This is a genomic window from Thermococcus thioreducens, from assembly GCF_002214545.1.
Taxonomy (GTDB): domain Archaea; phylum Methanobacteriota_B; class Thermococci; order Thermococcales; family Thermococcaceae; genus Thermococcus; species Thermococcus thioreducens.
This window is the reverse complement of record NZ_CP015105.1, coordinates 219,625-231,428: the sequence shown is the minus strand read 5'-3', so window position 1 is coordinate 231,428 and position 11,804 is coordinate 219,625. Positions and strand designations below refer to the sequence as shown.

Annotated in this window: 10 protein-coding genes; 7 read left to right on the top strand and 3 right to left on the bottom strand. The window is 55.4% G+C overall.

All coding sequences use genetic code 11. The features are described 5' to 3' along the window. Position 1: 1 nt before the first annotated feature. Genes A3L14_RS01105 through A3L14_RS01095 form a run of 3 tightly spaced genes read right to left on the bottom strand, consistent with a single transcriptional unit; the run spans position 2 to position 3,733 of the window. Positions 2-931: an AAA family ATPase gene (locus A3L14_RS01105; RefSeq protein WP_055429891.1), complete on the bottom strand. Its 930-nt coding sequence runs from the start codon at positions 929-931 to the stop codon at positions 2-4. Then, complete coding sequence (locus tag A3L14_RS01100; protein ID WP_055429892.1) at positions 921-1,949, bottom strand: DUF4350 domain-containing protein; 1,029 nt, start codon at positions 1,947-1,949, stop codon at positions 921-923. Before A3L14_RS01100 ends, A3L14_RS01105 begins: the two co-directional genes overlap by 11 nt. After that, the gene (locus A3L14_RS01095) at positions 1,946-3,733 is read right to left on the bottom strand and encodes an Ig-like domain-containing protein (RefSeq protein ID WP_143597795.1); all 1,788 of its coding nucleotides are present in this window, start codon (positions 3,731-3,733) and stop codon (positions 1,946-1,948) included. The genes A3L14_RS01100 and A3L14_RS01095 overlap by 4 nt, the downstream gene beginning before the upstream one ends. Positions 3,734-3,765: 32 nt before the next feature. Here A3L14_RS01095 and A3L14_RS01090 point away from each other — a divergent pair, with 32 nt between their 5' ends. From A3L14_RS01090 to A3L14_RS01060, 7 genes are all read left to right on the top strand, one after another. Beyond that, the gene (locus A3L14_RS01090) at positions 3,766-4,539 is read left to right on the top strand and encodes a hypothetical protein (RefSeq protein WP_055429894.1); all 774 of its coding nucleotides are present in this window, start codon (positions 3,766-3,768) and stop codon (positions 4,537-4,539) included. Continuing rightward, positions 4,530-4,775 (top strand): hypothetical protein, encoded by a 246-nt coding sequence (locus A3L14_RS01085; RefSeq protein WP_055429895.1) that lies wholly within the window; start codon positions 4,530-4,532, stop codon positions 4,773-4,775. The genes A3L14_RS01090 and A3L14_RS01085 overlap by 10 nt, the downstream gene beginning before the upstream one ends. Positions 4,776-4,809: 34 nt before the next feature. Beyond that, positions 4,810-5,769, top strand: a complete 960-nt coding sequence (locus tag A3L14_RS01080) for a DUF1616 domain-containing protein (RefSeq protein ID WP_055429995.1) — start codon at positions 4,810-4,812, stop codon at positions 5,767-5,769. Positions 5,770-5,851: 82 nt separating this feature from the next. After that, the gene (locus A3L14_RS01075; RefSeq protein ID WP_055429896.1) at positions 5,852-6,448 is read left to right on the top strand and encodes a TasA family protein; all 597 of its coding nucleotides are present in this window, start codon (positions 5,852-5,854) and stop codon (positions 6,446-6,448) included. Positions 6,449-6,479: 31 nt separating this feature from the next. Then, positions 6,480-7,298, top strand: coding sequence for an HAD-IIA family hydrolase (locus A3L14_RS01070; RefSeq protein ID WP_055429897.1), 819 nt, complete (start codon positions 6,480-6,482; stop codon positions 7,296-7,298). Continuing rightward, on the top strand, positions 7,295-7,729 hold the full coding sequence (locus tag A3L14_RS01065; protein WP_055429898.1) for a ferritin family protein: 435 nt from the start codon (positions 7,295-7,297) through the stop codon (positions 7,727-7,729). Before A3L14_RS01070 ends, A3L14_RS01065 begins: the two co-directional genes overlap by 4 nt. A gap of 190 nt (positions 7,730-7,919) precedes the next feature. Then, a complete protein-coding gene (locus tag A3L14_RS01060; protein WP_055429899.1) occupies positions 7,920-11,795 on the top strand; it encodes an adenosylcobalamin-dependent ribonucleoside-diphosphate reductase in 3,876 nt (1,291 codons plus the stop codon). Positions 11,796-11,804 lie beyond the last annotated feature (9 nt).

Sequence of the window (11,804 nt, the reverse complement as noted above, 5' to 3'; positions counted from 1 at the left end):
GCTACACCGGGATTTCAGTCTCCCTGAGGACGTCGAGGATGACGTCCCTCACCCTGATCCCCTCAAGTTCGTACTCCGCCTTCAGGAGGAGCCTGTGGACGAGCACCGGGACCGCGACCTTCTTAACGTCGTCAGGTATGACGTAGTCCCTGCCGTCAAGAAAAGCTGCTGCTTTGGAAGCGAAGAGCAGGTGCTCTCCTGCCCTGGGCGATGCGCCGAAGAGAAGCCTCTCATCCGCCCTTGTGGCGGATACCAGGGAGTATATGTACTCTATGACCTCGTCGCTGACTTTAACCCTCTTTACCTCGCCTATAAGCCCTATGAGCTCCTCGTGGGTCACTATCGGCTCGACATCGTAGAACTCCCCGAGGCTCTTTCTCTTGAGGAGGGATATCTCCTCTTCCCTGTCTGGGAAGCCTATCTCTATCTTGAGGAGGAACCTGTCCAGCTGGGCCTCGGGGAGGACGTACACTCCCTCGTGCTCCAGCGGGTTCATGGTTGCTATGACGAGGAAGGGCTCGGGCAGCGTATGGGTGGTGCCCTCTATGGTGACCTGCCTCTCCTGCATTGCCTCAAGGAGCGCGCTCTGAGTCTTGGGCTGGGCCCTGTTGACCTCGTCGGCCAGAACAATGTTGGCGAATATCGGACCCTTCTTGGTCCTCCACTGGCCGGTCTTCTGGTCGTAGTAGACAACGCCGATTATGTCAGCGGGCAGGAGGTCGGGGGTGAGCTGTACGCGGGAGAAGCTCAGCCCTATGGCGTTCGCAAAGGCCTTGGCTATAGTCGTTTTTGCCACTCCAGGAATTCCCTCTATGAGCACGTGCCCCTCGGAGAGAAGGGCCACCGTCAGCAGCTCTATCACGTCGTCCTTTCCAACGACTGCCTTACTTATCTCTTTCCTCAGCCTCTCCATGAATTCCTTACCGTCCATGGGCACCACCCAGTTTTGAACCGGTCTCTATTTCCCGGAGGATGGTTTTTAACTTATCCCCGTCGAGGCCCCTCTCCTCAAGCCTCTTCACGACCTCTTCAACCGGCTCCCCCTCCCCAGGGAAAAGCCTCATGAGGAGGAGAGCGAAGCGGTGCATAAGCCATCCGGTGAGGCCGCTTTCGACCGCCAGTGCCAGCAGGGCTATAAAGAGGACGTAGTAGAAGACGAGCTCCCTGTTGACCGCCCGCCTTATGACCATCGTCCCCGAGGAGTAGGGGTTGAAGTCCGCATGGTGGGCCTCGTCTATGTAGAAGGTCTTTTCAGGGAGGGAAGAAACAAGGTTCCTCAGAAAGGCCTCGTTCTCCCGGAAGAGGGAGTTGGTGAAGATATCAGGGTCGGAGACGAGAATTATCCGTCCCTTCCCGTAAGGAACTTCCACAACCAGGGGGAATGCACCGTACTCCTTTCCAAGCATCGAGGCGTTGCTGGAGTACACAAGAACCGTGGAGTTCCCGGCGTTGAGGACTGCCGAGGGTCTGCTCATCACCAGCCTCATAACGCCCCCGGCAAGCTCCGCATCGCGGATATCAACCGTGAGGGGGAAGTCCGAGTTCTTGGAATATGTCAGGCTGGTTAGGGGGATTTTCGAGAACCTCACCCTGAGCCCGAGGCCCTCAAGCACCTGGTTGCCCGTCCCAAAGTCGTCGGCAAGGAGTAAAGTATTGCCATTTTCAAGGAACCTCCTCAGGGAGTCTATCTCACCCCCCGAGAAGTCGAGGTTCGGCCCAACGACCACGAGCGTGCCCTTGAAGTTCTCCAAACCCGAGGAGTCGTAGGGAGCAAGGAGCGGGGTTATTTCTCCGGTGGAGTAGAGGAGCTTCCCGAAGCTGGAAAGACCGTTCCAGTTGGTGTTGAGCACGCTGTAGGCGGCGTCGCTCTTGAAGACCGGAACCGATAGGGGCATAACCAGGAGCCCCACGCCGACGACCAGGAGTATGCCGTACACGACCCTGTTCACAGCTCATCCCTCACGAAAACTCCCACTATAATGAGCGAGGCATGCTTGACCGCACGGAGGACTTCACGGAGCCCGAACTTTTTCTTACCGTAAACTGTAACCTCATGGAGGCGGGTGAGGATTTTAAGGTGCTCCGCGAAGGGCTCATGCCTTAAGGCGGACACCAGCTCACGGGGAGTTGTGGACCCAGGAAGGTCGTACAGCCTCTTCAGGAGGCCGTAGACGGTGCGGTAAGCCTTTCCAATATCCGGTCTTTCCTCTCCTTCCTCCCCAATAGGTGGGAACGCTGGTGCTTCAGGTACCTGTGAGGAAGGCACCCCTCCAACCCGTCTTCTGGCTGTGAACCTGTAGGCGGTGAAGGCCAGAAGGAGAAGGAACACGAAAAGAAGGAACCTCCTTGTGTAGTCCACAGGGGCTGCCTCCAGGGTCAGAACGTTGGACGATGACGGTGCCAGGGTTTCACTCCCGGCGAAGTACGCGTAGACCTCGTGCCTCCCGGGGGAAAAGCTGAGGGTGAATGTGAACTCCCCTTTTGCCACGAGTGTGGAATACCCCTTCCCGTCCACATAGATTGTGAGGGGCAGCGGGTAGGTGCTATCAACCTTACCCCGTATTACCACCTCCTCTCCTGCCCTGACTCGGCTCCCATCATGGAACAGCCGTATCGCGGGCCTTCTCAGAGGGGGTGTCAACACCAAGCCAGCGCTTGTCGGGAGGTGTATCCCGTCACCCGGGAAGAGGACGGTAGCGTTAACGGTCCCGGAGACGTTGGCGATGAAGAACCTGACGCTCCCGTTTTCGTCGGTTATGCCGTAGTACGTGGAGCTGTCCGCCGTAAGGATGACCCTCTTCCACGGAAGGGCCCTTCCAAAGTAGTCCACGAGGTGGCCCTCGACCAAGACCCCACCGTCAGAGATCGCGGTAACCAAAAGCTTCGTGGGCACGCCGCTCACGTTGATCGTGAGGACGTTTGAAATGACCTCAAAAGTGCCGTTGAAGCCAACGGCATAAGCTTTGTAAGTTCCGGGCCTCGGGAAGGAGTAATCCAGATGGAAAGTGCCGCTGGTGACGTTAGCGGCCAGGTTCTCTCCCGAGACGACCACGTGAATATCCCTCAGGCCGAGGGTAAAGCCGTAGAAGGTAACGTTTTCCAGGGCCATGGGGGAGGGGTTGGAAATGAAGAGGGTGAAGTTTTCGGGGACCTGGACCTGATCAAGGAGCTCCTCATACCTGCCGGCAAGGGCCTCAAGGGCATCGAGCTTCGGATAGAGATCCGCAGTGTTAAAGGTCAGCACCGTACCGTTCTTCCCTTTAAGGGTTATCTTTGATATGGCACTCAGAGCATCACGGGACTCCCTCAGTCCCCTCTTCATACGCACGAGGGCGGCCCGTGCAGCCGCGTACTCCCCCTCTGAAAAGCTCGCCCTGAAGGAAGCCTCCCCAGAGGCCACCTCAAAGGCAGCCGAGCCCAGGGAGAGGAAGTAGGGAACCAGCTCAAGGGGCCTCTCATCGATACCCGCCCCGGAGTAGAGCACCAGGGTCTCGTAGGTTGTGTTCGCGAGGGCGTACAGCTCAAGGGCGCTCTCAACCGTGCCGTTCTCGCCGTTCAGAACCCCATCCAAAACGGAGGAGAATTCCCATAGCATTGAGCTGAAGTAAACGTAAGTCCCGTACTCATCAGGCCTAGCGGAGTAATAGTTGGAGCCTTCACCCGCAACTGCAGGAAGGCCGAGAAGCAGTATGAGCACCACCATTAGAGCGATTCGCTTCCCCATTTCAATCAACAACTCATCATAAGACAAATCTTTTAAGGTTAATGGTTGTTGTGAGCGTGGGGAAAGGGATGGAGACGAAGGACATCATCGGAGGAGCCCTAGTGGTCTCAGGGGGGGTCCTGGCCCTCCACGGCTTCCTGAACGCTCTTTCGAACCACATCAACCTCGGGGTAGCCGGCATGTTCCTGGGGGCCGTTATCCTTACTTTTAAACCCTCCTCCTACGTTAAGCGTGACGCCCTCAGGTACGTGACGGGCTCCTACGAAAGGTTCTTCGAGTCATTCGTGAGGAACCTTCACTTAGAGGGCAACGCTGTGTACATACCCCCCTTTGAGAACCTACCAGAGGGGGGTATTTTTGTGCCCCTCCACGAGAGATTCGAGCTAGACCTTGCGAGGCTGGACACCGAAACGGTCTTCCTGACGGATGTCCCTAACGACAGGGCCATGGGGCTCTTCCTCGGGCCCATTGGCCTGGACCTCCTGAAGAGGTATGAGGAACACCTTGAATACCCCCTCAGAGGGAGCGGTCCCGGCACCGTTGAGTCGGCCGCCGGGGCTGTGCTGAAGGCCCTGGGACTCGCCAGCAGGGTCTATATAGAGGGACTGGAGAACGGCTTCCGCGTTGTCATCCAGCCGGATGTGGAGTGCAGCCCCGAAATATGTGAAAAGATAGCGTGCCCTGTATGCTCCTCCATCCTCCTCGCACTGGCCAGGGCCACTGGGGAAGTGCTCTACACCCGGAGAGTCGAGGAAAAGGACTACGGGATCGAGATAGAGGTTGAAAGGCTCGGGGGCGTTGAAGAGTGGATGTAGAGGATTACATACTGCTCTTCCTCTCAATCTGGGTTCTGGGCTCAGCTCTTACCGTCAAGGGCGTCGACGTCTTCCTAACCCTTACGCTAATAGGCCTGCTTATAGCCATGGAAGTTGGCGGCCTCTTCATGAGCAGGGAGCAGAAGGAAAACCTCAAACCAATGGTGGAGCTCCTCCTGATAATATTCGCTATAATAGTGACGAAAAAGGTCTACGAGGTGCTGAGCGGTGGATGAACCAAAGGGCCTCTGGAGGTACTGGGATTTACTGATGATCATCGGACTCTCGGTGGTCCTTGACCTCCTGATATGGCTGTATCCGGAGAGCATTCTGAGAAAAGCCCTCGGTTTAGCTTTCGTCCTGTTCTTCCCTGGCTACGTCTTCATAACTGCCCTGTTCCCCGAAAGGAAGGAGCTGGACAACCTTGAAAGGTTAGCTTTAAGCTTCGGCCTCAGCATAGCCATAGTCCCACTCATAGGCTTAGCATTAAACTACACCCCCTGGGGGATAAGGCTCATCCCAATACTCGTCAGCCTGACGGTTTTCAACCTGATATTCGCGGTTGTAGCGATCTACCGCAGGGAGAACGCAATAGAGCCATGGATTCCGTGGACAACGGTTGAAAAAATAAAGGAAGAGCTCGAATGGGAGGAATCAAGCAAACTCGACAAAGCACTGACGGTTATTCTGATAATCGCCATAATAACCTCCATCGGAACCCTCGCCTATGTCATAACGCACCCAAAGCCAGGTGAAGCCTTCACCGAGTTCTACATCCTCGGGCCAGAAGGAAAAGCAGCTGACTACCCAACCGACCTCTTTGCGGGAGAAAACGGGACGGTCATAATCGGCATAGTCAACCATGAGCACAGGAACGTGACCTATTACGTCCAAGTATGGCTCGTCAACCTCACCTGGGACAACACCACGAACACAACGGTGATCCACGAGATGTACCCCATGCCCGGCTGGTTCAACGTAACCCTGCCTAACGTCCCCGTCAACATAGAGGGGAACTGGACGCCGCAGTTCGAGACCAACTACACCTTCAGCATCGATAAGCCCGGCAGGTGGCAGGTCTGGTTCCTCCTCTTCAAGGGCACCCAGCCAGAACTTCCCCCGGCACCTCCCGATGGAAACTACGCCGAAACGGACGCCAAAAACCTCATCATCGAAGCCATAAACGGCACAATCCAGTCCCTAAAACTCAACGTGAACGTCAGACCGTGAGTCCATTCTTACCATTTTAAGAGAAAATTTTATAAGCTCCACTTGTGTAATCCCTCCGAAAATACTATATAAGGTGGTGTCGATGAAACGTGCATGGATTGTAGCAGCTGGCATTCTCGCGGCCCTGCTGGTGCTGGCCGGGCCAGCGAAGTCGTTCTTCACAGACGTCGCCCTCTCTCAGAACAACGAGATAAGCTCCGGGAAGTTCGACATAGCCATAAGCAGGGACGGAAGCAGGTTCTACAACGACCTTAAGCTCTTCGAGTTCTCAAATCTCAAACCGGGCGATGAGAGGACACTCACATTCTACATCAAAAACCGCGGCGACACCGATGTTTCCCGGCTGACGATGGTTCTCCACGTCAGCGACCTTGAGGACGGCTCCATGAGCCCAGCGGAAAAGGCCGTTGACAACACGACCGATGTGGGCGAGCTCAGCGAATACCTCATTGTGAAGGAGCTGAAGGTTTACCTCGGGGACGATTCGTGGACTGTTGACTCGGTAAAAGGCAAGAGCCTGAGGGAGCTCAGCGGTGAGGGAATAGGCCTCAGTGACAAGCCGCTCAAGGAGGGTGAGGTTCTGAGGATCAGCATGATCATGAAGTTTTCGGAAAAAGCGGGCAACGCGTGCCAGACCGACAGGGTGGTTGTGGACATGAAGCTCAGCGCCGAGCAGTGAACTTTTAAACCCCTTCCCCAATTCTTTTTCCATGCTGAGGAAAATCGGCCTCATCTTCGACATGGACGGCGTAATCTACCGCGGAAGCGAGCCCATTGAAGGTGCCCGCGAGCTGATAAACTTTCTGAAGGAGGTGGGCATTCCCTTCATTTTCCTCACCAACAACTCGACCAGAGACCCCGCCATGTACCGGGAAAAGTTGCTCTCTATAGGCATCGACGTCCCAGAGGAGGTTATAGTCACCTCAGGCCTCGCCACGAGGCTGTACATGGAACGGCACTTCGAACCCGGAAATGTCTTCGTCATCGGCGGGGAGGGGCTCCACAGGGAGATGGAGCGCCTCGGCTGGGGAATCGTGGGCATCGAAGAGGCAAGAAAAGGTGCCTGGAGGCAAGTCCGCTATGTCGTCGTCGGCCTCGATCCAGACATGACCTACGAGAAGCTCAAGTACGCCACGCTGGCAATAAGGAACGGGGCGAGATTCATAGGCACCAACCCCGACACGACGTATCCGGCTGAAGAGGGCCTCTACCCCGGCGCCGGTTCAATAATAGCCGCGCTGAAGGCGTCAACCGGAAAGGAACCCCTGATAATAGGCAAGCCAAACGAGCCCGCGTACGAGGTGGCAAGGAGCAAGCTCGACGGTGTTGATGAGATATGGATGGTCGGCGACAGGCTCGATACCGACATCCTCTTCGCCAAGCGCTTCGGCATGAAGGCGGTGATGGTTCTGACTGGGGTAAGCACGCTGAAGGACGTTAAGGAGACGGGGATAAGGCCAGACCTCGTTCTGCCGAGCGTTAGGGAACTCCTTGAATACCTGAAGACCCTCACGGAGGAAGCCCAATGAAGCTTGGGGAACTCCTAGAAAGGCTTATATGGCAGGAGAACGAGCTCTACAACCTCCACAAGCTCGGTGAGACCTTCGCTACCTTTGAGAGACCCGAGTTAGTCGAGACCTTCCAGCTGATTGCCGAGGAGGAGCTGAGGCACCGGAAGACCCTCGAAGGAATGCTCTCCGAGGGGACGCTGGAGGAAACGGCAGTCATAGACTACCTCGACTCACTCTCCCTCGAACCCATGCTGAGCGATGAGCGGGCGGAGCCGGAGAGCCTTGAGGAGCTGATCCTCGAAGCCCTCGTGAGGGAAAAGCACGCCTACGAGCTCTACACCAGGCTCTCCAAAATACTGGACGGTTCCCTGGGACACATATTCAAAATGATGGCCGGGGAAGAGCTTAAACACGCCTACAGGCTCAAGCTGGTCTACGAGGGTCTTTGACGTTTGGATAAATTATCCGACATCTCCCTTTTCTACCACCTTACATACCAGGCAAAGTTCAGGGGATAAATTCGTCACCCCGGCAACTTCCAACGGGGTAAGGTATATGTAGGGGTGGCCGGCATAGACTTTTGCTGATGCTTCTACTAATGGGGGCGACGATAAACAGCTGTATGTCAGGGGTGTTTATATGCCGGTTGAAAAAGTGATGAAAAGGGACGGCAGAATTGTCCCGTTCGATAAAGAGCGTATAAAATGGGCTATACAAAGGGCAATGCTTGAAGTCGGCGTCCGCGACGAGAAGCTCCTCAACAAAGTCGTTAGAAGGGTCGTCAAAAGGGTCAACGAGCTGTACGACGGCCAAACCCCACACATAGAGAACATCCAGGATATAGTCGAGCTGGAGCTCATGCGCGCCGGACTCTTCGATGTCGCAAAGGCATATATACTCTACCGCAAGAAGAAGGCCGAGATAAGGGAGGAGAAGAAGAAAATCCTCAACAAGGACAAGCTGGACGAAATAGACAAACGCTTCTCAATCAACGCCCTCCGCGTTCTGGCTTCCCGCTACCTCATAAAAAACGAGAAGGGGGAGATAATTGAGAGCCCCAGGGAGCTCTTCGAGCGCGTCGCGGTTCTCTCAGTCATCCCAGACCTGCTCTACGACGAGCGCGTTTTTGACAAAAACGGAAACCACGAGCAGGACTTGGGCAGGGTTGAGCACTACCTGGGACTGCTTGACGAGTACGACGGAAAGCTCTCCATTGGAAGGTTCAAGCTCAACAAGTACCACTTCGAGAGGCTCCTCAACCTCTACCGCGAGCTGGCCGAGAAGGGCCAGATGAAGGTGCCGATCGACGATGTAATAAAGATGCTCGAAAACGGCGCCTTTGATGACTACGAGGGCGAAGTCGAGGAGTACTTCAGGTTGATGACGAGCCAGATATTCATGCCCAACACGCCGGCGCTGATCAACTCCGGCAGGCCCCTCGGGATGCTCTCGGCGTGCTTCGTCGTGCCGATAGAGGACGACATGGAGAGCATAATGAAGGCAGCGCATGATGTTGCCATGATACAGAAGATGGGAGGAGGTACTGGCCTTAATTTCTCAAAGCTCCGTCCTGAGGGCGATTTTGTCGGCTCCACAGCGGGCGCTGCATCGGGCCCTGTCTCGTTCATGCACCTCATCGACGCCGTCAGCGACGTCATCAAGCAAGGCGGCGTGAGGCGCGGGGCCAACATGGGCATCCTTGAGGTCTGGCACCCGGACATAGAGAAGTTCATCCATGCCAAGGAGAAGAACGTCGGAACGAACGTGCTGAGCAACTTCAACATCAGTGTGGGCATCTGGGCCGACTTCTGGGAGGCGCTCAAAGAGGGCAGGCGCTACCCGCTCGTCAACCCGCGCACCGGCGAAAAGGTCAAGGAGATAGACCCCAAGAGCCTCTTTGAAGAGCTCGCCTACATGGCCTGGGCCAAGGCAGACCCCGGTGTGGTCTTCTTCGACGTCATCAACAAAAGAAACGTTCTGGAGCCGGCGAAGGGCGAAAAAATCCGTGCGACAAATCCGTGTGTCGTTGGCAGTACTAGGGTTCTGACCCCAGAAGGTTACATAAAGGCGGAAGAGCTCTTCAGACTCGCAAAAGAGCGCGGAAAGAAGGAAGCGGTTGCAGTCGAGGGGATAACCGAGGGTGGAGAACCCTACGCATACTCCGTCGAAGTTCTCCTCCCCGGAGAGGAAAAGGTCGAATACAGAACGGCCCACGGCAAAGAGCTCGTCATAGCTGACCCCATAACGGTGCTGGCCTATGTCTGGAAGGTTGGAAAGAAGACTGTCGCGAGGGTTAAGACAAAAGAAGGCTATGAGATAACCGCTACACTCGACCACAGGCTGATGACACCGGAGGGCTGGAAGGAAGTTGGAGAGCTCAAGCCGGGTGACAAAATACTCCTCCCCAGGTTTGAGATCGAAGATGAGTTTGGAAGCGAGAGCATAGGCGAGGACTTGGCTTTCGTCCTCGGATGGTTCATTGGGGACGGCTACCTCAATACAAACGACAAGAGGGCATGGTTCTACTTCAACGCAGAAAAGGAAGAAGAAATCGCCTGGAAGATTAAGGAGATACTGGCCAAGCACTTTGGAATTAATGCGGAACCCCACCGCTACGGCAACCAGATCAAACTCGGCGTTAGAGGAAAGGCTTACAAGTGGCTTGAAAGCACTGTAAAAACCAATGAAAAACGCGTTCCGGAGCTCGTGTACAGGCTCAGGTCCAACGAGATATCTGCGTTCCTCCGCGGCCTCTTCAGCGCTGACGGCTACGTGGACAACGATATGGCAATAAGGCTGACTTCCCGCGACAGAGAACTTCTGCGGGACGTCCAGGATCTGCTTCTGCTCTTTGGAATCCTGTCCAAGATATACGAGAGACCTTATCCCAGTGAGTTCAAATACGCCACCAAGGACGGTGAGGAGAGAACCTATAAGGCCGAGGGCTATCATGAGCTCGTCATAGCCAACTACAGCAGGAAGCTCTTTGCGGAGAAGATCGGCTTTGAAGGCTACAAGATGGAAAAGCTCAGCCTTAAGAAGACCAAGCGGGACGAGCCAATTGTCACAGTTGAGAGCGTTGAAATACTCGGTGAGGAGCTGGTTTACGATTTTACAGTTCCAGAAAAGCACAGCTACATAAGCAACGGCTTCATGAGCCATAACTGTGGAGAAGAGCCTCTCTACGACTACGAATCGTGCAATCTGGCCTCAATAAATCTCGCAAAGTTCGTGAAGTACGACGAGAACGGCGAGCCTTACTTTGACTGGGACGAGTACGCCCATGTCATTCAAAAGGTCGCCAAGTACCTCGACAACGCAATAGATGTGAACCGCTTCCCGCTGCCCGAGATAGACCACAACACCAAGCTGACGAGAAGGATAGGGGTCGGAATGATGGGCCTAGCGGACACACTCTTCAAGCTGGGCATAGCCTACAACAGCAAAGAGGGCTACGACTTCATGAGGAAGGCCACCGAGTACCTCACCTTCTACGCCTACAAATACTCGGTTGAAGCCGCGAAAAAGCGCGGGCCCTTCCCGCTCTACGAAAAGAGTAAATACAAGGACGGCGAACTGCCGGTGGAGGGCTTCTACCACCGCGAGATATGGAACCTACCCTGGGACGAGCTGGCCGAGGAGATCAAGCGCTACGGTGTGAGGAACGGAATGGTCACCACGTGCCCGCCGACCGGCTCGGTTTCGATGATAGCCGACACCTCCAGCGGAATCGAGCCCATATTCGCTTTGGTTTACAAGAAGAGCGTTACAGTTGGAGAGTTCTACTACGTCGACCCGGTCTTCGAGGCGGAGCTGAAGAAGAGGGGGCTGTACAGCGACGAGATACTCAGGAAGATAAGCGACAACTACGGCTCGGTGCAGGGCCTTGAAGAGATTCCCGAGGACATGCAGAGGGTTTTCGTCACCTCGATGGACATCCACTGGCTCGACCACATCTTAGCCCAGGCGAACATCCAGCTCTGGCTCACCGATTCAGCAAGCAAGACCATCAACATGCCGAACGACGCCACCGTCGAGGACGTTAAAGCTGCCTATCTCCTCGCCTACAAGCTAGGCTGTAAGGGAATAACAGTCTACCGCGACGGCTCGCTCTCGGTGCAGGTCTACAGCGTTGAGGGCGAGAAGAAGCAGCGCGTCAAGGCCAAGCCGAGCGATTATGCGGTGGAGAAGCTTAAAGCCGTCGTTGAAGCCGAGCCCTGGCTCTCGAAGTTCATCAACGTCGAGGCAATACTCAACGGCACCAACGGGAAGGAGAAAACAGAGAGCGCAGGCATAACCTTCTCGATAAGCAGACCCGTTGCGGCAAAGCCGAAGCACGAGCACCCCCACCACGCCGAGAAGCCGGACATGCCTGAGGAAAAGATAAAGGAGCTCCTCGGCGTTGCCTACTGCCCGGTCTGCTACGAGCAGGATGGGGAACTCGTCGAGCTTAAGATGGAGAGCGGCTGTGCAACGTGCCCGCGCTGCGGCTGGAGCAAGTGTGTCATCAGCTGAAGCCCTTTT

Excerpts from the sequence above, each read along its gene's own strand:
- A3L14_RS01105 (WP_055429891.1), bottom strand. The coding sequence starts at position 931 with ATGGACGGTAAGGAATTCATGGAGAGGCTGAGGAAAGAGATAAGTAAG.
- A3L14_RS01090 (WP_055429894.1), top strand. The coding sequence starts at position 3,766 with ATGGTTGTTGTGAGCGTGGGGAAAGGGATGGAGACGAAGGACATCATC.
- A3L14_RS01080 (WP_055429995.1), top strand. The coding sequence starts at position 4,810 with ATGATCATCGGACTCTCGGTGGTCCTTGACCTCCTGATATGGCTGTAT.
- A3L14_RS01075 (WP_055429896.1), top strand. The coding sequence starts at position 5,852 with ATGAAACGTGCATGGATTGTAGCAGCTGGCATTCTCGCGGCCCTGCTG.
- A3L14_RS01070 (WP_055429897.1), top strand. The coding sequence starts at position 6,480 with ATGCTGAGGAAAATCGGCCTCATCTTCGACATGGACGGCGTAATCTAC.
- A3L14_RS01065 (WP_055429898.1), top strand. The coding sequence starts at position 7,295 with ATGAAGCTTGGGGAACTCCTAGAAAGGCTTATATGGCAGGAGAACGAG.
- A3L14_RS01060 (WP_055429899.1), top strand. The coding sequence starts at position 7,920 with ATGCCGGTTGAAAAAGTGATGAAAAGGGACGGCAGAATTGTCCCGTTC.